Source organism: Streptomyces sp. NPDC002324 (assembly GCF_053593335.1).
Genome location: NZ_JBSFCF010000014.1, coordinates 53,653 through 73,889, shown reverse-complemented (window position 1 = coordinate 73,889; position 20,237 = coordinate 53,653). Strand labels below are relative to the sequence as shown.

The following is a 20,237-nucleotide window of genomic DNA, read 5'->3' as shown; positions in this document are numbered from 1 at the left end:
CACGGCGACCGCGGGTTCGGCCGGCCGGGGACCGACGGTATCCGGGGACCCGGTGCCCGGGCGACAGGGTTTGTCCCCGACACGGAAGGGCGGCGCCCCACACGGGGTGCCGCCCCTTCCGCACCGCCGCCGCGCCGCTCAGTCCCGCCGGATCAACTCCGGGTCGATCCGGCGCCCGACGAGAGGCAGCGCCCCGGCAGCGGCCACCGCCACCGCCCCGACGGCACAGGCCAACAGCAGCGGGACCCCGGCGCCGTCCCAGTAGATGGCCCCGCCCCCGGTCACGAGATAGCTGGACTCGGCGAGCTTGCCCAGCACCACGGCCAGAGCGAGACCGATGGCCAAGGGGACGACCACCTGGGCGACCTGGACGGTGCGCAGGGTACGCGGCCTGGCACCGAGCAGCGACAGCGCGGTGACCTGGGGCTTCCGCTCCACGGCACGGTCCGTGGCGGCCACCAGGTAGGCGGCCACACCGATGATCAGCCCCAGCACCATACCGATGCCCAGGAGACTCTTCACCACGGTGATCTGCTGAAGAGAGGTAACGACGACACCCGGCGTCCCGACCTCCGTGGTGGGGTCCACACCACCGATCCCGTCGAGGACCGCGCGCACGGTTTCGGGGGCGGAGCTGCTGAAGAGGTTGAGGGTGGCCCGGTCCGGGCGGTAGCCCTTCGGCACGAAGGAGGGCGGCACGAGCACGTCTCCGCTGTCGAAGATCGGCCAGCCCGGATAGCCCCTGAACCTCAGGGTCTCCCGTGGCACCTCCACGCTCATGGCCTGCCGGTCGTCTCCCTTTCGCATGTCGAAGAGGAAGCGCGCGCCCGGCTTGCTGTCCTCTTCGTAGCCCTGCTGCGGATCCCAGAGGCGTACGGGGCGGTCGTCCGCGCACCTGTCGACCCTCGACAGAATGCCGCGAAGTTGGGCGCAGGTGGCCACGACAGCACTGATGCTCGGCACCACATGGTCGACGTCCGCATTCGAGCGGGACTCCAGGACCGTGGCGTGCGCGCGAACACCCTTCACGTCCTGCAAGGCCCGACGCTTCTCCTCGGTGACCCCTTCGAGCGGGATGTTGTATTCCTGGATGGGCAAGGTGTTCTTGCTGACCTGGTCGAGTTCGATCAACACTCCCTGCACCAGTGAAGCCGCGAAGACCAGGACGACAAGCCCGGTGGCGACTCGTAGCGCGCCCCCGGGTTCTACCTCGTTGCGCCGCATGGCCAGGCCGAGTGAGACCGAGTGGGTGGCGCGGGCCACCCACTGCGAAAGGGCCCGGGAGAAGACCGGCAGCAGCATCACGAGCCCGATGCCGACCAGAACGACGGCGAGGGGCATGAGGATCGAGGAAAGTGCCGTGTCCCGGGGGGCGTTGTCCGTCAATCCGGCCACGCAGTACGCGATCACGATGCCCATACCCGGCACCAGCGGAAGCAGCCCCCACTTTCCAGGCGCTTTCTCCACGGCACTTCGTCGAACGGCCAGTGGATTCGCCGCCGCCTTCCGCGCACTGGCCCGGCCCACGTACCACGCGAGTGCGGGGCAGCCGACGCCGCAGATCAAGACCGTGGACAAAGACAGCGTCCCATCGCCGGGGTACCACTTGAAACCGGGCACTCCGATGCGCGAGACGAGCTGGTTCGTGACCGAGTAGGCGACCAGCCCCAGCGCGGCACCAAACGACGCGGCCGCGACAGTCTCGGCGGCGTTGACCCGCTGGGTGCCCTTCCTGCTCAGGCCCAGCAGCCTCAGAGCAGCCAGCCGTCTGGCGCGCGCTGCCGCCGAGAGCCTGGCGCACACGGAAAGGAACACCACCAGAGGCAGTAGGACGACGCCGGCGAGCGTGAACCGCACGATGTCGAGCGTCGAGGGTTCCAGGGTGGGGTAGTCGGCGTAGCTCCTGCCGAAGGTCGTCACACGCTCGCCACCGCCTTCGAGTTCCTCCCGCCCGACGCCCACGTACGCATACAGTTCGTCGGGGTGGGCCAACCCCTGGGCGCTGATGGTCCCGTTGTCGTCACCTGGTAGAAGCTGGGCCAGCGCGGGTTCCCGGTGGAGCACCTCGCGCAGCCGCGGGGATACGAACAACTCGCCTGGGGCAGGGAGTTTCCTCAGGCCCGGCGGAGGCACGATACGCCTGGTCCCCCGGGCCACGAAGACCCGCGTGAGGGGTTCTGAGCCATAGGGGTCTGTTCGGGTGAGTTCGAAGGGGTCACCTTCGGTCGCGACACACTTCACCCCGTTGGCTTCCCGCTTACAGTCCGGGACACGCGCCGCCTTGCGCCCGTCCTGCGCTTCCAGGATCCCGGGAATGGCGAGGACAACGGCCAGACAGCACACTCCGATCGCGCTGCCCGCGACCATAAGAAGGAAGCGCACACGGCTCCCGCGTCCGGCCCCCAGGAGCAGCCGAAGCCCCAATAGGAGTTCCTTCACGACACCTCCCGCACCTCAGCCGAGAGGACGCCGTCGCACATCGTGAAGCGGCTGTCCGCGCGGGAGGCGACCTCGGAGTCGTGCGTCACCAGCACCACAGCCGTCCCTTGTGACCGGGCGAGGGCAAGGAACTCCTCCAACACGGCCGAGGCATTGGAGCTGTCGAGCGATCCGGTCGGCTCGTCGGCGAATACAACCGCCGGCCGGTGCACCAACGCCCGGGCTACCGCGACACGTTGACTTTGGCCCCCGGACACCTGGGAGGGCCGCCGCTCCCGCAGGTCCGCGAGGCCCAGGCGCCCGAGCACCTCTCCAGCTGCGGCAAGCGCCTCCTTCTTGCGTTGTCCAGCAAGCCGCAGCGGGAGGGCGGTGTTCTCCTCCACCGTCAACTCCGGAAGGAGTTCGCCGTACTGGAAGACGAACCCGAACCGCTCTCTACGCAGCTGACTGAGCTCCTCGTCGTCGAGTTCCGCGAGACGCCGTCCCTCGAAGCAGACTTCACCACGAGCCACCGGCAGCACCCCTGCCAGGCAGTACAGCAGGGAGGACTTCCCAGAACCACTCTGCCCGGTGATCGCCGCGACCTCTCCCCGACGCAGGGAGATCTCCGCGCGCCTGACAGCGGGGGTCTCCCCGTAGAGCAGGTCGACCCCCCGGGCAGAAAGGACTTCTGATGTATCGATCTCGTTCCCCTAAGAGAGTGCACGAGCCCAGGCGGGACCGCCTGGGCTGTGGATACGGAAAGTCTCAGTCGCGGTCGTAGTGGAGGCTCAGGGTCGGCGAGCAGTTGTCCGGGCGCAAGGAACCACGGTCACGGCAGGCTCGGATCTTCGCGTCGTTCGTGTACTGCTGAGCACCGCTCCAGTTGAAGTGATGCATCCTGACATCCCTCTGCTGCTTCCCGTAGTAACGCGCCCAGCCATGCCCCTCGACCCTGACCTGCACGTACACGTTGTGTCCGTCGCCGCTGTCCATGTCCCTCAGTAGCCCGGACCACTCGAAAGCGCCGTGATTGGTGCCTGGCGGATTGAACTTGTAGTGCCCCTCGGCCAACTCCACGCCCCGCGTATCCAGCAGCGGAATACTCCCCTGCTGCTGCGCCGCAAGCGCCACCCCCGCCCCCGCGAGAAGCAGCCCCGCAGCCACGACTCCGACCATCGCCCTCTTCATGCGCACCTCCGTGTCCATCGGCAGCCCAACGACCACCATGCATCACGGACTGTAACGCCCCAACTTCACACAGAAACGATCGATCTACCCAACCACCACCAATTCAGGTGATCTTGAAGCACAGGAAGCACAACCCCCAAAGCCCAGAAGGCGGCACCCCCCGCACGGGATGCCGCCCTCTTCGTGATCCGGAACCGCCGCCCATCGGTGAGGGTCGGTCGGGGACGAGCGGTGGTTCCGGGGTAGTTGGCCGTCTGGGCTCAGCGGTGGTCGCTGCCTGTGGACTGCGAGGCCGCGCGTCCGGCCTCCAGGCGGGCCACCGGGATGCGGAAGGGGGAGCAGGAGACGTAGTCGAGGCCCACCTCGTGGAAGAAGTGGACGGACTCCGGGTCACCGCCGTGCTCGCCGCAGACGCCGAGCTTGAGGTCGGGGCGGGTCGCACGGCCCGCCTCCACCGCCAGCTTGACCAGGGAACCCACGCCGTCCTTGTCGATCGTCTCGAACGGGCTGACGCCGAAGATGCCCTTCTCCAGGTACGCCGTGAAGAAGGAGGCCTCGACGTCGTCGCGGCTGAAGCCCCACACCGTCTGGGTCAGGTCGTTCGTGCCGAAGCTGAAGAACTCCGCCGCCTCGGCGATCTGGCCTGCCGTCAGGGCGGCTCGCGGCAGTTCGATCATCGTGCCGATCGACAGCTTCAGCGACACCCCCGTCGCCGCCTCGACCTCCGCGATCACCGCGTCCGCCTCCTCGCGGACGATCTCCAGCTCCTGAACCGTGCCGACGAGCGGGATCATGATCTCGGCACGCGGGTCGCCCTTCGCGTTCTTCCGCTCGGCAGCCGCCTCCGCGATCGCCCGTACCTGCATCGTGAACAGGCCGGGGATGACCAGGCCGAGGCGTACGCCGCGCAGGCCCAGCATCGGGTTCTGCTCGTGCAGGCGGTGGACGGCCTGGAGGAGACGGAGTTCGTTCTCGTGGGGCTCCTGGCGGGACTCCGCGAGGGCCACACGGACCGAGAGCTCGGTGATGTCGGGCAGGAACTCGTGCAGCGGCGGGTCGAGGAGACGCACCGTCACCGGCAGACCGTCCATCGCGGAGAAGAGTTCGACGAAGTCCTGCTTCTGGAGGGGGAGGAGGGCCTTGAGAGACTCCTCGCGCACCGCCTCCGTGTCGGCCAGGATCAGCCGCTCGACCAGCTCGCGGCGGTCGCCGAGGAACATGTGCTCCGTACGGCACAGACCGATGCCCTGGGCGCCGAAGCGGCGGGCGCGCAGCGCGTCCTCGGCGTTGTCGGCGTTGGCGCGGACGCGGAGCCGACGCTTGCGGTCCGCGAAGGCCATGATCCGGTGGACGGCCTCGACCAGCTCGTCGGCGTCGTTGGCGCCGGCGTGCATGCGACCCTCGAAGTACTCGACGACCGGGGACGGGACGACCGGGACCTCACCCAGGTAGACCTTGCCGGACGAGCCGTCGATGGAGATGAGGTCGCCCTCCTCCACCACATGGCCGCCGGGGACGGTCATCCGCCGGCGCTTGGTGTCGACCTCCAGCTCCTCCGCGCCGCACACGCACGTCTTGCCCATGCCGCGCGCGACCACGGCCGCGTGGGAGGTCTTGCCGCCGCGCGAGGTGAGGATGCCCTCGGCCGCGATCATGCCGTCGAGGTCGTCGGGGTTGGTCTCACGGCGGACCAGGATGACCTTCTCTCCCGAACGCGACCACTTCACGGCCGTGTACGAGTCGAAGACCGCCTTGCCGACCGCCGCACCCGGGGAGGCGGCGATACCGCGGCCGACCTGCGCGACCTTCGCGTCCTCGTCGAAGCGGGGGAACATCAGCTGCGCGAGCTGGGCGCCCGTCACCCGCTGCAGGGCCTCCGCCTCGTCGATCAGGCCCTGGTCCACCAGCTGCGTGGCGATGCGGAAGGCCGCGCCCGCCGTGCGCTTGCCGACGCGGGTCTGGAGCATCCACAGCTGGCCGCGCTCGATGGTGAACTCGATGTCGCAGAGATCCTTGTAGTGGTTCTCCAGGGTCTCCATGATCTGCATCAGCTGGTCGTACGACTTCTTGTCGATCGCCTCCAGCTCCGCCAGCGGGACGGTGTTGCGGATGCCCGCCACCACGTCCTCGCCCTGCGCGTTCTGGAGGTAGTCGCCGTAGACGCCCTGGTGGCCGGAGGCGGGGTCGCGGGTGAAGGCGACGCCCGTGCCGGAGTCGGGGCCCAGGTTGCCGAAGACCATCGAGCAGACGTTGACCGCCGTGCCGAGGTCGCCGGGGATGCGCTCCTGACGGCGGTAGAGCTTGGCGCGGTCGGTGTTCCAGGAGTCGAAGACCGCGTGGATGGCGAGGTCCATCTGCTCGCGCGGGTCCTGCGGGAAGTCCCGGCCTGCCTCGGTCTTGACGATCTTCTTGAACTTGGTGACGAGCTTCTTGAGGTCGGCCGCCTCCAGCTCGGTGTCGACGACGACCTTCTTGGCCGTCTTCGCCGCCTCCAGCGCCTCCTCGAAGAGGTCGCCGTCGACGCCGAGCACCGTCTTGCCGAACATCTGGATGAGCCGGCGGTAGGAGTCCCAGGCGAAGCGGTCGTCGCCGGCCTGCCGGGCGAGGCCCTGCACCGACTTGTCGGAGAGGCCGATGTTGAGGACCGTGTCCATCATTCCGGGCATCGAGAACTTCGCGCCGGAGCGGACCGAGACGAGGAGCGGGTCGTCGGCCTGGCCGAGCTTCTTGCCCATCTTCGCTTCGAGCGCGGCGAGGTGGGAGGTGACCTCGTCACGCAGTGCCTCGGGCTCGTCGCCGCTGTCGAGGTAGACCTTGCAGGCCTCGGTGGTGATGGTGAAGCCGGGAGGCACGGGGAGACCGAGGTTGGTCATCTCGGCGAGGTTCGCACCCTTGCCGCCGAGGAGGTCCTTGAGGTCCTTGTTGCCTTCGGTGAAGTCATAAACAAACTTCACGCCCTCAACGCTCTGAGCTACGTGGCCTACGTGGGGATCTTTGTTTTCCGACACAGGTCCCAACTCCTTGAGGACGCGGTGGCTGCCCTGACGGCCAGGAACATACCCAGATCGAAGGCTCCTGGGTACGTCCACTTGCGCGTCATGCGCCTGTAACCACCCGTCCGCCAGGAGATCGAAAGTCAAGGCTTGGCAAGGAACAGGGCCGAGATGTGTTCACCTCTTGAACGCGACCCTGCCCATCAGGTCCACAAAGCGCTCACCTGAGCGCCATTCGGCACGCCTGAGTTCGCTCGATGAACGATCAAAGGGTGGCACCGAGTGCCACCCTTTGAAGTCGCGGAACCGTCTATGATTCGCTCATCTGAGCGCAAGCCCTATCAGAGGTGGCGAGAATCACGCCCTCAGGGCAGCCCGGATTTCACCATGCGGACCAGCGCTCGGGACAGAAACACGCCCGTCATACGGGTCTTGTCACTCGGATCCGGTCATACGGGCCCGCCTCGGGACCGGTCATACGGGTTCGGGCATACGGTTCCCACGGCGCCAAGTGGCGAGGGCGTGCCCGGCGGCTCAGGAGGGCAGCGCCCGCCTCACACCCCCAGCGCGACCAGCCGTTCCTCGGCGCGCTCCGGCGCGTACAAGTACTCGACGACCTGCGCTCCCGCCCCGACGAGGCCAGCCCGCTCCCCCAGCCGGGAGGTCACCACGTCCAGGTGGGCCGTGGAGCGGGGCAGGGCGCGCTGGTAGAGCAGTTCACGGACGCCCGTGAGGAAGGGGGTTCCGGCCAGATCCCCGGCGATCATCAGAACGCCCGGGTTCAGCAGGGTCACCACCGTCGCCAGGACGTCCCCGACGACCCGGCCCGCCTCCCGCGCGAGCGCCGTCGCGCCCGGATGCCCGGCGGTCAGCAGGTCGCGTACGTCCGAGCCGGAGGCCGCCGGCACCCCCGCCTCCGCCAGCCGTCGCGCCACGGCGCCGCCGCTCGCGACCGCCGCGAGACAGCCGTACGAGCCGCACTTGCACAGCGCGTCCGCGCCCTGCGGGACCCGGATGTGGCCGATGTCGCCGGCGCCGCCGTCGATGCCCCGGTATATCGAACCCCCGACCACCACGCCCGCGCCGATGCCCGTGGACACCTTGACCAGTGCGAAGGCCGAGCAGTCGGCGTAGCCGCTGCGCTGTTCGCCGTACGCCATGAGGTTGGCGTCGTTGTCGACCAGGACCGGGACGCCGGCCGGGCCGGAGGCGTGTTCGGTGAAGGCGCGGGCCAGCCGGCCTCTTATGTCGTAGCCGTCCCAGCCGGGCATGATCGGCGGCTGGACGACGCGGCCGGTGTCGCTGTCGACGGGCCCGGGCACGGCGAGGCCGATGCCGCAGACCGCGTGCGCCGGGCGCCCCTCCTTCGCGAGCAACTCGGCGAACCAGCGGCCCAGTTCGTCCAGTACGGCGTCGGGGCCCTCGTCGATGACCAGGGTGCCGGTGTGTTCGGCCTGGATCTCGCCGGTGAGGGAGAGGAGGGCGGCGCGGGCGTGACGGGTGTCGAGGTCGGCGGCGAGGACGAGGGCGTGCGCGTCGTCGAACTCCAGGGTGATGGAAGGGCGTCCGCCGAGCGGGGAGTCGACGGGGCCGCCGGCGCCCTCGCGGAGCCAGCCCGCGCGGAAGAGACGGTCCAGGCGCTGGCCCACGGTCGCCCGGGACAGGCCGGTGGCCTGCTGGAGCGCGCCACGGGTGGTGGCCCGGCCGCTGCGGACCAGCTCCAGCAGATCTCCGGCACCGGCATGACTGCCCACCCTCACGGCCCTTCTGCTCATGCCGCCATTGTCGCGGCCCCTACGGACATTCACTCCCGCGCACCCTCTTGCGTTCACCAACTCTGCATTACATATTGAGTTTTGCGTGTTAAGTAGACGTAACCCTACGGTAGCTACTGCCGAACCCGTCGGCACCTTGCTCTCCGGGAGCCCCGCGTGGATCGCACAACCCAGCTCACCGCCCGTCGGCCAGGGACAGGCGCGCACGTCCGCGGCGATGTATACGATCCGGCCGCACCGACGACGGCCGTGACCGCCCCGACTGCCCCGACCGCTCCGACCGGCTCAGCCTTCTCGAACGGCTCAGCCTTCTCGAACGGTTCGCTGCGCCGCGCGGCGGCGCGGGTGCTGGCCGACAACTGGACGGGCCGGTCCACGGTGCCGTCGCGCACGCTGTATCCGCACCAGTGGTCGTGGGACTCGGCGTTCATCGCGATCGGGCTGCGCCATCTGTCGCCGCTGCGGGCGCAGACCGAGCTGGAGACCCTGCTCGGCGCGCAGTGGGGTGACGGGCGGATCCCGCACATCGTGTTCAACCCCTCCGTGCCGCTGGACGCGTACTTCCCGAGCCCCGACTTCTGGCGCTCCTCGACCGCGGGGCGCGCCGCGGGCGCCCCGCGCACCACGCAGACCTCGGGGATCGTGCAGCCGCCGGTGCACGCGCTGGCGGCGTGGCTGGTGCACCGGGCGGACCCCGGGCTCTCCCGGGCGCGCGGTTTCCTGGCCCGGATGTATCCGCGGCTGGCCGCCTGGCACCGCTATCTGCTGCACCGCCGCGATCTGGGCGGGGGCGGACTGGTGTCGGTGGTCCACCCCTGGGAGCAGGGCATGGACAACAGCCCCGCCTGGGACGCGCCCCTCGCCCGGATCACCCCCGCCCCGGCCCGCTCCTTCCGCCGCGCCGACCTCGACCACGGCTCGGCCGAGGACCGGCCGACGGATCTGGACTACGGGCGGTACGTGCGGCTCGCGGCGGACTACCGGGACGCCGGGTACGCCGACGGGCAGGGCGGGTTCGCCGTCGAGGACCCGGCCTTCAACGCCCTCCTCATCGCCTCCGAGTACGCCCTCGCGCGTATCGCCAAGGAGCTGGGCGCCCCCGGGACCGCCCGGCACGCGCGGGCGGAGCGCCTGACGGCGGCTCTGGTGGAGCGGCTGTGGGACCCGGCGCGGGAGATGTTCCTCTGCCGGGACGTCACCACGGACGCCCTCGTGCCGGAGCGCGGCGTCTCCGGGCTCCTCCCCCTCCTGCTCCCCGGCCTCCCGCGCGAGATCACGGCCGGGCTCGTGCGGACCCTCCACGGCCCGCACTTCGGACTCGGCGCGACCACCCGGCTCGTACCGTCGTACGACCTGACCGGGGAGGCCTTCGATCCGCACCGGTACTGGCGCGGGCCCGCCTGGTTCAACACGAACTGGCTGCTGGAGCGGGGGCTCAGGCTGCACGGGGAGCCGGGCCTGGCCGACGCGCTGCGGGCGGCGCTGCTGGAGACCGCGGGGACGTCCGGGTTCGCCGAGTACGTGGACCCGTACACGGGCGAGGCCTGCGGGGCGCTCGGTTTCGGCTGGACCGCCGCGCTCACGCTCGACCTGCTGCACGGGGACGACCGGGACCACGGCCGCGACCACGGGCACGGCCACGGCCATGACGGGGGCCACGCCGGTGGACGCGCCGACGGCCTCGGCCACGGGTGGCCTCACCGGCCGTACGACGAGCGGCAGCGCGACGACGAGGTCGTGTTCGGCATGTGCGACGACACCGCTGACGGCTTGAGTGACGGCAGGCATGAGTAACGGCATGAGTGACGGCATGAGTGACCAGGGAGGGGACCGGGGATGACGGACCGGCATCACCTGCTCGTGCGCGGCGGGACGTTCGCCGCCGTGGGCGACGGCGGCGACATCAGCGGGGTACGGGGCGGCAGCGCACCGGACGGGCTGTTCGTGCGGGACGCCCGGCATCTGAGCCGGTGGCAGCTGACCGTCGACGGGGCGGTCCCCGAGACGCTCACACCGGTCGCCGACGGGGACACCGCGCGCTGTGTGCTCGTGCCCCGGGGCGGACGCCGGGAGCCGCCCGCGTACACGCTCTTCCGTGAACAGGCCGTCTCCGACAGCGCGTTCGTGGAGACGCTGCGGGTCACCAGCAACCGTTCGGTGGCGACGACCGTGCGGATCGCGATCACCGCGGACGCCGACTTCACCGATCAGTTCGAGCTGCGCTCCGACTTCCGTACCTACGCGAAGAGCGGTGTCGTCAGGAAGCGTGAAGTCCTCGACGACGGAGTGGAGTTCAGCTACCGGCGGGGCGAGTGGCGGTCGTGCACGACGGTGACGGCCGAGCCCGCGCCGGACGGTGTGGAGGAGACCGGGACGGGGGCGCGGCGCCTGGTCTGGGCCCTCGATGTGGCGCCGCACGGCTCGGTGGAGCTGACCTGCCGGGTGATGGCGCGGCCGCACGGCGACCGGCGGGCCCTGCGGGTGCCGCGCTCACCGGGCGCCGAGCGGGACCGGCTGCTGGCGGTGGAGGGCGAGTTCATGGAGGGCGTGGCGTTCCCCACCGGCTGGCCGGAGCTTGCCGCCGCGTGCGCGCGTGGGCTCGCCGATCTGGCCGCGCTCCAGGTGCCGGCGACCGGGCCGGAGGGTGAGGTTCTGCGGGTGCCCGCCGCCGGGGCGCCGTGGTTCCTGACCCTGCTCGGCCGGGACGCCCTGCTCACCTCCCTCTTCGCGCTCCCCTACCGGCCGGAGCCGGCCGCCGCCACCCTGCTCGCGCTCGCCGCGGCCCAGGCGACGGAGGTCGGCGTCGGCTCGGTGGCCCAGCCCGGCAAGATCGTGCACGAGGTGCGGCACGGTGAGCTGGCGCATTTCGGGCAGGTGCCGTACGGGCGTTACTACGGCTCGGTGGACGCGACGCCGCTGTTCCTCGTGCTGCTCGGCGCGTATGTGGAGCAGACCGGGGACGTCACCCTCGCCCGCCGCCTCGAAGCGCAGGCGCGGGCCGCGGTCGGCTGGATGCTCGACCACGGCGGGCTCACCTCGCGCGGCTACCTGGTCTACCGCGCAGACCAGGGCGGCCTCGCCAACCAGAACTGGAAGGACTCCCCCGGCTCGATCTGCTCCGCCGACGGCAGCCGGCCCGCCGCCGGGCCGGTGATGGCGGCGGGTGCGCAGGGGTACGCGTACGACGCGCTGCGCCGCACCGCCGTCCTGGCGCGCACGGTCTGGGAGGACGAGGTGTACGCGGCGCTGCTCGAACAGGCGGCGGGCGATCTCCGCGACCGTTTCCAGCGGGACTTCTGGATGCCGCGGCACGGCTTTCCCGCGCTGGCGCTGGACGGCGAGGGCAGGCAGGTCGACGCGCTCGCCTCGGACGCGGGGCATCTGTTGTGGTCGGGGCTGCTGGACAAGGAGTACGGGAAGCTGGTGGGCCGGCGGCTCCTGGAGCCGGACTTCTTCTCCGGGTGGGGGGTGCGGACGCTGGCCGCCGGGCAGCCCGCGTACCACCCGCTGTCCTACCACCGGGGGTCGGTCTGGCCGCACGACAACGCGCTGATCACGCTGGGGCTCGCGCGGTACGGGCTGCACGACGAGGCCCGGACGGTGGCCTCCGGCATGGTGGACGCGGCGACGGCGGCGGGGCATCGGCTGCCGGAGGTGCTGGCCGGGTACGGGCGGGACACGCATCCGGAGCCGGTTCCGTATCCGCACGCGTGTGTGCGGGAGTCGCGCTCGGCGGCGGCGCCGTTGGCTCTGCTCACTGCGGTCGGCGGAGCGTGAGCGCTCCGCTGGGTGGGGTGGGGGGCGGCGTTTGTTGTGGGGGTGGTGGGTGGGTGCGGGTTCGTCGTGGTTGCTCGGCTGCGCCTGGCAGCTCGGGGGTGCGTGTGGTTCGGCGGGTGCGGGTCGTGGGGGGTTGCTCGCGCCGTTCCCCGCGCCCCCTGACGGGGCCCGTGCCAGTGGCTCGGCTGCGCCTGGCAGCTCGGGGGCGCGTGTGGTTCGGCGGGTGCGGGTCGTGGGGGGGTGCTCGCGCCGTTCCCCGCGCCCCTGACGGGGCCCGTGCCGGGGGCTCGCCGCGCCCCTTGTGGGGCGCTCAGCTCGACCGGAACAGCGGCAGAACGGGGCGTCTAGCCGCCGGACGTGTCCAGTTCGGCTTCCTCTCCCACGCCCGCGCAGTCGTACGGGTCCTTGAGCCAGCCGTCCGGCAGGACTACGCGGTTGTTGCCGGAGGTGCGGCCGCGTGGGCCGTCGGCGCCGGTCGGCCAGGGCTGGTCGAGGTCCAACTCGTCGAGGCCGGAGCGGAGTTCGGCGAGGGAGGAGGTGATGGCGAGGCGTTTGCGCATCTCGGAGCCGACCGCGAAGCCCTTGAGGTACCAGGCCACGTGCTTGCGGAAGTCGACGACACCCTTGGACTCGTCGCTGCTCCACTCGCCCAGCAGGGTGGCGTGCCGGACCATGACGTCGGCGACCTCCCGGAGCGCGGGGCGCGCGAGATCCTCCGTACGCCCCTCGAACGCGGCCACCAGGTCCGCGAACAGCCACGGCCGCCCCAGGCAGCCGCGCCCGACGACCACGCCGTCACAGCCGGTCTCGCGAACCATCCGCAGCGCGTCCTCGGCCGACCAGATGTCGCCGTTGCCGAGGACCGGGATCTCGGGGACGTGCTCCTTGAGACGGGCGATGGCGTCCCAGTCGGCCGTGCCGCCGTAGTGCTGGGCGGCGGTGCGGCCGTGCAGGGCGATCGCGGTGACGCCCTCCTCGACGGCGATGCGCCCGGCGTCGAGGTAGGTGATGTGGTCGTCGTCGATGCCCTTGCGCATCTTCATGGTGACCGGCAGGTCGCCCGCCCCGCTCACGGCCTCGCGGAGGATCGCGCGCAGCAGGTTCCGCTTGTACGGGAGGGCCGAGCCGCCGCCCTTGCGGGTCACCTTGGGGACGGGGCAGCCGAAGTTGAGGTCGATGTGGTCGGCGAGGCCCTCCTCCGCGATCATACGGACGGCCTTGCCGACGGTCGCCGGGTCCACGCCGTAGAGCTGGATCGAGCGCGGCTGCTCGGTCGCGTCGAAGCGGATCAGCTGCATGGTCTTCTCGTTGCGCTCGACCAGCGCCCGCGTGGTGATCATCTCGCTGACGAACAGGCCCTTGCCGCCGCTGAACTCCCGGCACAGGGTGCGGAAGGGCGCGTTCGTGATGCCGGCCATGGGGGCCAGGACGACGGGCGGGGTGACGGTGTGCGGGCCGATCCGCAGGGGGGCCGGCGCGAGGGAGACGGGCGTGGACATTCCCCCATTGTCACGCACCCGGACGCGTGCCCGCGATTCATTAGTTAGGCGCACTATAGAGTCCCGCCGTACGATGAGCCGCATGCCCGAGCTCAGCCGCCGCCACCGTCTGCTCGTGCTCGCGATCTGCTGCACCAGCCTGCTGATCGTGAGCCTGGACAACACCGTCCTGAACGTCGCCCTGCCCTCGATGCAGCGTGACCTGGACGCGAGCCTCGCGGGCCTGCAGTGGACGATCGACGCCTACACCCTGGTCCTGGCCGCCCTGCTGATGCTGGCGGGCTCCACCGCGGACCGGATCGGCCGCAAGCGGGTCTTCATGGCGGGCCTGGTCGTCTTCGCGGCCGGCTCGCTGCTGTGCTCCCTCGCGCCGAACCTGGAGTCGCTGGTCGTCTTCCGCATGGTGCAGGCCGTCGGCGGCTCGATGCTCAACCCGGTGGCCATGTCGATCATCACCAACACGTTCACGGACCCGCGCGAGCGGGCCCGGGCGATCGGCGCCTGGGGTGCGGTCGTGGGCATCTCGATGGCCGCCGGACCGATCATCGGCGGCCTCCTGGTGGAGTCGGTGGGCTGGCGCTCGATCTTCTGGATCAATCTGCCGGTCGGGCTGGCCGCGCTCCTGCTGACCTGGCGGTTCGTCCCCGAGTCCCGCGCCCCGAAGGCCCGCCGCCCCGACCCCGTCGGACAGCTCCTCGTCATCGCGCTGCTCGGCTCCCTCACCTACGCGATCATCGAGGCGCCGACCGCCCCGCCCGGCGAGACCCTCGCCCTCGGCATGGTCGCCCTCGCGGCGCTGCTCGGCCTCCTGCGGTACGAACCCCGCCGCCACGAACCCCTCATCGACCTGCGCTTCTTCCGCTCGGCCCCGTTCAGCGGGGCGACGGTGATAGCGGTCAGCGCGTTCGCCGGGCTCGGCGGTTTCCTGTTCCTGTCGACGCTGTACCTGCAGAACGTGCGCGGCCTGGACGCCCTGCACGCCGGCCTGTGGATGCTGCCGATGGCCGTCCTGTGCTTCGTCTGCGCGCCCGTCGCCGGCCGGCTGGTCGGCAGCCGGGGCCCGCGGCTGCCGCTGCTGGTCGCCGGGATCGCCATGACCGCGAGCGGGGTGCTCTTCGCCGCGTTCGAGGCCGAGACCGGGAACGTCACCCTCGTCATCGGCTACGTCCTGTTCGGCCTCGGCTTCGGCTTCGTCAACGCGCCCATCACCAACACGGCCGTGTCCGGGATGCCGCGCGCCCAGGCCGGGGTCGCCGCGGCGGTCGCCTCCACCAGCCGCCAGATCGGCCAGACCCTGGGGGTCGCGGTGATCGGCGCGGTGCTGGCGGCGGGCATCGGCTCGTCGTCGTACGCCGACGCGTTCGGGTCGGCGGCCCGCCCCGCCTGGTGGATCGTCGCGGCGTGCGGCTTCGCCGTGCTGGTGCTGGGGGCCCTGACCACCGGGGTGTGGGCCCGGGAGACGGCCGACCGGACGGCCCGCCGCCTGGAGGCGGCGGAGGTCCGGGACGCGGCGGGGGTCGGGTCGTAGCCCCCAACACCCTCTCCACGGCCGCGGGCTCTGAGCGCCGGGACGGCCGGGCGGCCCCCGGTGCGAGCGGTTTCTCCGGCTTGCTCCGGGTCTGCGGTCCCGGCCGGGTCGAACGCCGGTGCCTCGCGCGACGAAACCGGTAACGCCTGGGACAACTCCTGGTGCGATCCGCCCCGTTGATGTTGGTCTTGCCGCACACTCCTCACGGACGTGGAACGGGACCGTGCGGGTGTCGGCCGGAGGGGTCATGCGGCAGATCAAGCAGATCAACACGAGCAGGGTGAGCCGCTGGGACCAGCACGGGCGGGAGCACACCGTGCGGGTCCAGCGCACGGGGGTGCAGCGCACGATCCGCTGCGACACCTGCGGCTGGCGCAGGGGCGCGCAGTTCCTGCCGTGGCTGAAGGCGGAGGAACACCTCGCCGAGGCCCACCAGGCGACGGTGAACCCCGCGGGCTCGTGACCGCCCCTGGACTCGGGCCCGGGCAGCCTCGCGACCACCCCGGCACCACGGACCCGACAGGCTCGCGACCAGCCCCGGCCCCCGCACACCCGGGCAGCCTCGCGACCACCCCGGCACCACAGACCCCGGCGGCCCCGCGACCGGCCCCGGCCCCCTCACACCCGGACGGGTTCGGGTCCGCCCCCGGCCCTCAGCCCTGTCGGTCCAGCGCTTCCGCGACCTGCTTGATCACCCGCCGCCAGTGTGCCCGTTGGCGTTCCCGCTCCTCGGGGCCCGCCATGCGCTCCTGATGGAAGACGAGCACCGACCTGCCGCCCCCGGCCGCCGACACGGCGACCTGCACGGTCGTGTCGCCGTAGGTGACGCGGATGCGGTCGCCGGGCCGGTAGCCGCGCACCTCGCCCGTGGCGCCCGCGGCGGTCTTGTACGACGCCCCGCGCTCGGGGGTGAGCCGTGCCCCGGCCCCGAGCCACAGTTCCAGCCCGCGCGGTCCGCTGATGAACTCCCAGACGGCGGCGGGCGACTGGGGCAGGGTGCGGGAGACGCCGACTTCCCATCCGGCGTCCCTGGTGAGTCCGGTGGATCGCGTGGTCATGGGGTTCATCCTTTCTCGTGGACCGCTGCCGGCCGGCGTACCCGCCGCCCGGTCCCGGCCGCTCATTCGACCGGGCCCGCCCCGGAGCGGCGTACGCGGTGGGCGCGGACCTTGTGACGGTTGCCGCAGTGCTCCATCGAGCACCAGCGGCGGCGGCCGGGGCGTGAGGTGTCGACGTACAGGAGGTAGCAGCGGTCACCGGCGCACATGCGGATCCGCTGCGCGTACGGCCCGGTGAGGAGGTCGACGGCGTCCCGGGCGACCGTGGACAGGAGCTGCGGGCCGGTCGCCGGGCCGGGGGCCCAGCCCCGGGTGCCGTCCGCGCCGATGGCGGGTGCCAGCGGCGGGCGGGCGGCGGCGTCGTTGACGAGGTCGAGGTCGGCGGTGTCCGCCGGGGCTATGCCCAGCTCGGGGAGCCCGCCGCCGACGACACGGGAGACGGCCGTACGGGTCAGCGCGTCGCGCAGCCGCCGGGCGTACGCCACGTCGTCCTCCGTGACATGGAGGGCGGGGGGCGTCGGGGTGAGCCGGGACTGCTCGGCCCAGGCGACCAGGTCGCCGGGGGTGTGCAGCACCTCGTAGCGGGTCAGGGCGCCGGGGCCGCCGGTGATGAGCAGCTCCAGGCAGAGGGCGCCCGGATCGAACCGGAAGACGTTCCCGGAGTAGGACCGCAACCGGATGCCCGACACTCCCGGCGCCCCCTTCGGGGCCGATGCCCTGGACGACAAACCCATGTAACCAATATAACCGGTTACATGACTGCCGCACTGAACTGGAAACTGGTCATCGACTCGCGGGACGCCCAGCCCCTGGCAGACTTCTGGGCCGCGGCGCTGGGCTACGAGGTGGAGGACCCCAGCACGCTGATCAGCCATCTCCTGGCCACCGGCGACCTGCCCGAGGCCGCCGTCGCCGAGCACGACGGCCACCACGTCTTCCGCGGCTACGCCGCCGTCCGCCACCCCGACGACCCGTACGACCCGTTCACCGGTGTCGGCAAGGGCCGCCGTCTGCTCTTCCAGGACGTCCCCGAACCCAAGTCGGGCAAGAACCGACTCCACATCGACGTCCACGCCGGCCCGGACGGGCTGGAGGCGCTGGCCGTCCGCATGGAGACTCTCGGCGCAACCCGGGTCGAGGAGTTCGACCGGGGCCCGGCCGGGCACTGGTGGGTGATGCGGGACCCGGAGGGCAACGAGTTCTGCGTGGCGTAGGCGCCGGGCCGGGGGGCCGGCGTCAGGCCCGCAGGCCCCGCGTCACCAGCTCCACGACCGCCTCGAACTGGGCCTCGATGTCCGGCTGCCGCCAGGTGGGGGCGTAGGAGGGGTCGTGGAAGCGGGCGGTGGCGTGGAACACGGCCCGGGCGGTGGCGGCGGGGTCGGTGGCGGCGAAGGCGCCGGCGGCGACGCCGGACCGGACGATGTCGGCCAACTGGCCGGTCAGGTCGGCGATATGGGCGCCGACGGCCTCACCGCTCTCGTCCGTCAGCACCTGGTAGGTGGCGAACAGCTCGGGGTCGTCCCCGGCCTTGCGGCGCTTGGCCGCGAAGAGGGCGGACAGCCAGGCGCGCAGCCGGGCCTCCGGGTCGCGGTCCTCGGCGGCGACGGCGGTCAGGGTCGCCGTCGTACGGTCCAGCCAGCGCTTGGTCACCGCTTCCCGCAGCACCGCCTTCGTACGGAAGTGGCGGTAGACGCTTCCGTGACTGACGCCGAGCGCGCGGGCCACGTCGACCACGGTGGCCTTGGCGGGCCCGTGGCGGCGCAGGACCTCCTCGGTCGCTTCGAGGATGCGCTCGGGGGTCAGGGTCTCGGAGGTCGGTGACATGGGGGGAACCGTACCCGGCGGACGGATCAGCGCTCGCTGTCGAGGTGCGCCATCTGGGCCGCGGGGTAGCGCTCGCCCGCCGCCGCGCCGGCCGGGACGGCGTCCTCGATCGCCGCGAGGTCGGCCGCGTCCAGGGTGACCTCCAGCGTGCCCAGCGCCTCGGCCAGGCGGTCCCGGCGGCGGGCGCCCACCAGCGGTACGACGTCCTCGCCGCGCGAGAGCACCCAGGCGATGGCGATCTGCGCGACCGACACCCCCTTCTGCTCCGCGATCTTCCGCAGCGCCTCCACCAGATCCAGGTTGCGCTGGAGGTTGTCCCCCTGGAAGCGGGGCGAGAACGCCCGGAAGTCCCCCTCCGCCAGTTGCCGGTCGCGGGTGAAGTGACCGGAGATCAGGCCGCGGGAGAGGACGCCGTACGCCGTGATCGCGATGCCCAGCTCGCGGGCGGTCGGCAGGATCTCGTCCTCGATGCCGCGCGAGATGAGGGAGTACTCGATCTGGAGGTCCGTGATCGGGGCCGTGGCGGCGGCGCGGCGGATCGTCTCCGCGCCGACCTCGCTGAGGCCGATGTGCCGGACGTACCCCTTCTCGACCAGTTCGGCGATGGCCCCGACGGTCTCCTCGATCGGCACGTCGGGGTCGACCCGGGCGATCCGGTAGACGTCGATGTGGTCCGTGCCGAGGCGCTGGAGGGAGTACGCGGCGAAGTTCCTGACCGCCGCCGGGCGGCCGTCGTACCCGGACCAGGCTCCGTCCGGGTCGCGCAGCGCCCCGAACTTGACGCTGGTCAGGGCCTGTTCGCGGTGGGCGGTGGGCGCGGTGCGCAGGGCCTCGCCGATCAGCAGTTCGTTGTGGCCCATGCCGTAGAAGTCGCCCGTGTCCAACAGGGTCACACCGGCTTCGAGGGCCGCGTGGATCGTCGCGATGGACTCGGCCCGGTCGGCCCCGCCGTACAGCGCGGACATGCCCATGCAGCCGAGGCCGAGGGCGGAGACCTGGGGGCCGGTGGATCCGAGGGGGCGGGTCTGCATCGTCGTCGTCATGGCTCCACAGTGACATGACAGCTGACAGATTTCAATATCTGTCAGCTGTCATGTGTCAGTCGCGCTTCACCCTGCGCTCAGCCCGGGCGCCCGCCTGCGGCGCACACCCTGCCCGGTCGCGTTCATCAGCCCTGTCGCAGCGGTATCGCCAGGTCCACCACCTGGCGGCCCTTCGGGAAGGTCCCTGCCGAACTCGCCTTCCCCGTCAGCAGGTTGACGGCGAGCAGCCGCGCCCCCGTCACCGCGTACCCGGCGTTCACCCCGCTCCCCGACGAGCTGTAGATGTCGAACCCGGCCTTCGGCGGGGCGTCCACGCCGAGCTTGCCCGTGGGGGCGAGGTTGCCCGCGTTGGCCGGGGACTGGACGGAGATCTGGTCCTGGGCGGTGTCGAGGTCGAAGAGGGTGGTCGCGGTGGCGGCGTCGAGGTCGTTGTTCGTGTACGCGGCCCCGGTCGCCCCCCGCGCGGTGACGCCGGCCGTGGCGGGCGGGACCGGCGGGTTGACGAGGGTGCCGTCGACGGCCGTGGTGCCGGCGGCCGGGGCGCCCTGGGGGTCGTCGAGGTTGTGACGGAGGTTCTGGCCGGAGTCGCTGATCACCCGGAGGCGGTTGGCGGCGGGGTTGAAGTCGACGCCGTACGCCGTGCCCTGGAGGGCGACGGTGAGCTGGGAGACCTTGGTGGCCTTGGCGCCCACCTCGCGCAGGGTGTAGACACCGCCCTTGTCGCCGACGCCGTACAGCCTGTTGTTCTGGACGCGGTAGTCGATGCCGACGAGCCTGGTGTCGCCCTTGAGGCCGCGGACCCTGCCGAGCGGGACGGCGGCGCCGGGCTTGTCGAGGCGGAAGACGACGAGCCGCTGGTCGGCGGTGAGACCGACGGCCTTCAGCCCGCCGGGCACCTTCGCCCCGCTGCCGACCACACCGCCCTTGGACTCGATGCCGGCCCCGGTGCCGGAGGAGCCGCGCGCCGCGACCTCCGTCGACGCCGCCGATCCGCCCGGCGCCCCGGACTCGCCCAGTGCCCCGGTGCCGACGGCACCGACCGTCCCGATCGCCACCGCCATGGTCAGTACGCCGATGACCACTTGCTTGCGCATGAACGCCCCCGTGAAGATGCGCGACCCGCCCTCTGCG

The 20,237-nt window shown here is 71.6% G+C and carries 16 protein-coding genes; 5 read left to right on the top strand and 11 right to left on the bottom strand.

Annotated features, from left to right (window positions below):
* Nucleotides 1–138: 138 nt before the first annotated feature.
* From ACWCRJ_RS20030 to ACWCRJ_RS20010, 5 genes are all read right to left on the bottom strand, one after another.
* Complete coding sequence (locus ACWCRJ_RS20030) at nt 139–2,439, bottom strand: ABC transporter permease (RefSeq protein WP_450940504.1); 2,301 nt, start codon at nt 2,437–2,439, stop codon at nt 139–141.
* Nucleotides 2,436–3,083, bottom strand: a complete 648-nt coding sequence (locus ACWCRJ_RS20025) for an ABC transporter ATP-binding protein (protein ID WP_450940594.1) — start codon at nt 3,081–3,083, stop codon at nt 2,436–2,438. Before ACWCRJ_RS20025 ends, ACWCRJ_RS20030 begins: the two co-directional genes overlap by 4 nt.
* A gap of 103 nt (nt 3,084–3,186) precedes the next feature.
* Entirely contained in the window at nt 3,187–3,648 is a 462-nt protein-coding gene (locus ACWCRJ_RS20020; RefSeq protein ID WP_450940503.1) for a hypothetical protein, read from the bottom strand.
* Between the two features lie 221 nt (nt 3,649–3,869).
* A complete protein-coding gene (ppdK, locus tag ACWCRJ_RS20015) occupies nt 3,870–6,617 on the bottom strand; it encodes a pyruvate, phosphate dikinase (RefSeq protein WP_450940502.1) in 2,748 nt (915 codons plus the stop codon).
* A 539-nt stretch (nt 6,618–7,156) separates the two neighbouring features.
* Entirely contained in the window at nt 7,157–8,377 is a 1,221-nt protein-coding gene (locus tag ACWCRJ_RS20010; protein WP_450940501.1) for an ROK family protein, read from the bottom strand.
* 156 nt (nt 8,378–8,533) lie between these two features.
* Here ACWCRJ_RS20010 and ACWCRJ_RS20005 point away from each other — a divergent pair, with 156 nt between their 5' ends.
* Both ACWCRJ_RS20005 and ACWCRJ_RS20000 read left to right on the top strand, forming a co-directional pair.
* Nucleotides 8,534–10,171 (top strand): MGH1-like glycoside hydrolase domain-containing protein, encoded by a 1,638-nt coding sequence (locus ACWCRJ_RS20005; RefSeq protein ID WP_450940500.1) that lies wholly within the window; start codon nt 8,534–8,536, stop codon nt 10,169–10,171.
* 42 nt (nt 10,172–10,213) lie between these two features.
* Nucleotides 10,214–12,154 carry an amylo-alpha-1,6-glucosidase gene (locus ACWCRJ_RS20000; RefSeq protein ID WP_450940499.1) on the top strand — a complete coding sequence of 647 codons (1,941 nt, stop codon included), beginning with the start codon at nt 10,214–10,216 and terminating at the stop codon, nt 12,152–12,154.
* Between the two features lie 344 nt (nt 12,155–12,498).
* Here the strand turns inward: ACWCRJ_RS20000 and dusB are convergent, their stop codons facing one another.
* Nucleotides 12,499–13,653 carry a tRNA dihydrouridine synthase DusB gene (dusB, locus tag ACWCRJ_RS19995; protein ID WP_450940498.1) on the bottom strand — a complete coding sequence of 385 codons (1,155 nt, stop codon included), beginning with the start codon at nt 13,651–13,653 and terminating at the stop codon, nt 12,499–12,501.
* An 82-nt stretch (nt 13,654–13,735) separates the two neighbouring features.
* Between dusB and ACWCRJ_RS19990 the strand changes: the two genes are divergently transcribed.
* Nucleotides 13,736–15,181, top strand: a complete 1,446-nt coding sequence (locus ACWCRJ_RS19990) for an MFS transporter (protein ID WP_450940497.1) — start codon at nt 13,736–13,738, stop codon at nt 15,179–15,181.
* A gap of 256 nt (nt 15,182–15,437) precedes the next feature.
* Nucleotides 15,438–15,644 (top strand): hypothetical protein, encoded by a 207-nt coding sequence (locus tag ACWCRJ_RS19985; RefSeq protein WP_450940593.1) that lies wholly within the window; start codon nt 15,438–15,440, stop codon nt 15,642–15,644.
* 190 nt (nt 15,645–15,834) lie between these two features.
* On the opposite strand, the gene ACWCRJ_RS19980 is transcribed toward ACWCRJ_RS19985, so the two are convergent.
* Nucleotides 15,835–16,248 (bottom strand): SRPBCC domain-containing protein, encoded by a 414-nt coding sequence (locus ACWCRJ_RS19980; protein ID WP_450940496.1) that lies wholly within the window; start codon nt 16,246–16,248, stop codon nt 15,835–15,837.
* Between the two features lie 53 nt (nt 16,249–16,301).
* Complete coding sequence (locus ACWCRJ_RS19975; RefSeq protein ID WP_450940495.1) at nt 16,302–16,973, bottom strand: CGNR zinc finger domain-containing protein; 672 nt, start codon at nt 16,971–16,973, stop codon at nt 16,302–16,304.
* 21 nt (nt 16,974–16,994) lie between these two features.
* Here ACWCRJ_RS19975 and ACWCRJ_RS19970 point away from each other — a divergent pair, with 21 nt between their 5' ends.
* On the top strand, nt 16,995–17,453 hold the full coding sequence (locus ACWCRJ_RS19970) for a VOC family protein (protein ID WP_005479164.1): 459 nt from the start codon (nt 16,995–16,997) through the stop codon (nt 17,451–17,453).
* 22 nt (nt 17,454–17,475) lie between these two features.
* On the opposite strand, the gene ACWCRJ_RS19965 is transcribed toward ACWCRJ_RS19970, so the two are convergent.
* The 3 genes from ACWCRJ_RS19965 to ACWCRJ_RS19955 all read right to left on the bottom strand — a co-directional run bounded on the left by ACWCRJ_RS19965 (nt 17,476) and on the right by ACWCRJ_RS19955 (nt 20,200).
* Nucleotides 17,476–18,063, bottom strand: a complete 588-nt coding sequence (locus ACWCRJ_RS19965) for a TetR family transcriptional regulator (protein ID WP_046912923.1) — start codon at nt 18,061–18,063, stop codon at nt 17,476–17,478.
* A 26-nt stretch (nt 18,064–18,089) separates the two neighbouring features.
* Nucleotides 18,090–19,094 carry an aldo/keto reductase gene (locus tag ACWCRJ_RS19960; protein WP_450940592.1) on the bottom strand — a complete coding sequence of 335 codons (1,005 nt, stop codon included), beginning with the start codon at nt 19,092–19,094 and terminating at the stop codon, nt 18,090–18,092.
* A 137-nt stretch (nt 19,095–19,231) separates the two neighbouring features.
* A complete protein-coding gene (locus tag ACWCRJ_RS19955) occupies nt 19,232–20,200 on the bottom strand; it encodes a DUF4394 domain-containing protein (RefSeq protein WP_450940494.1) in 969 nt (322 codons plus the stop codon).
* Nucleotides 20,201–20,237 lie beyond the last annotated feature (37 nt).

What these genes read in the sequence shown, in the direction of transcription:
- ACWCRJ_RS20020 (WP_450940503.1), bottom strand. Translation starts at nt 3,648, where the DNA reads ATGGTGGTCGTTGGGCTGCCGATGGACACGGAGGTGCGCATGAAGAGG.
- ACWCRJ_RS20010 (WP_450940501.1), bottom strand. Translation starts at nt 8,377, where the DNA reads ATGAGCAGAAGGGCCGTGAGGGTGGGCAGTCATGCCGGTGCCGGAGAT.
- ACWCRJ_RS20000 (WP_450940499.1), top strand. Translation starts at nt 10,214, where the DNA reads ATGACGGACCGGCATCACCTGCTCGTGCGCGGCGGGACGTTCGCCGCC.
- dusB (WP_450940498.1), bottom strand. Translation starts at nt 13,653, where the DNA reads ATGTCCACGCCCGTCTCCCTCGCGCCGGCCCCCCTGCGGATCGGCCCG.
- ACWCRJ_RS19990 (WP_450940497.1), top strand. Translation starts at nt 13,736, where the DNA reads ATGCCCGAGCTCAGCCGCCGCCACCGTCTGCTCGTGCTCGCGATCTGC.
- ACWCRJ_RS19980 (WP_450940496.1), bottom strand. Translation starts at nt 16,248, where the DNA reads ATGAACCCCATGACCACGCGATCCACCGGACTCACCAGGGACGCCGGA.
- ACWCRJ_RS19975 (WP_450940495.1), bottom strand. Translation starts at nt 16,973, where the DNA reads ATGGGTTTGTCGTCCAGGGCATCGGCCCCGAAGGGGGCGCCGGGAGTG.
- ACWCRJ_RS19970 (WP_005479164.1), top strand. Translation starts at nt 16,995, where the DNA reads ATGACTGCCGCACTGAACTGGAAACTGGTCATCGACTCGCGGGACGCC.
- ACWCRJ_RS19965 (WP_046912923.1), bottom strand. Translation starts at nt 18,063, where the DNA reads ATGTCACCGACCTCCGAGACCCTGACCCCCGAGCGCATCCTCGAAGCG.
- ACWCRJ_RS19960 (WP_450940592.1), bottom strand. Translation starts at nt 19,094, where the DNA reads ATGCAGACCCGCCCCCTCGGATCCACCGGCCCCCAGGTCTCCGCCCTC.
- ACWCRJ_RS19955 (WP_450940494.1), bottom strand. Translation starts at nt 20,200, where the DNA reads ATGCGCAAGCAAGTGGTCATCGGCGTACTGACCATGGCGGTGGCGATC.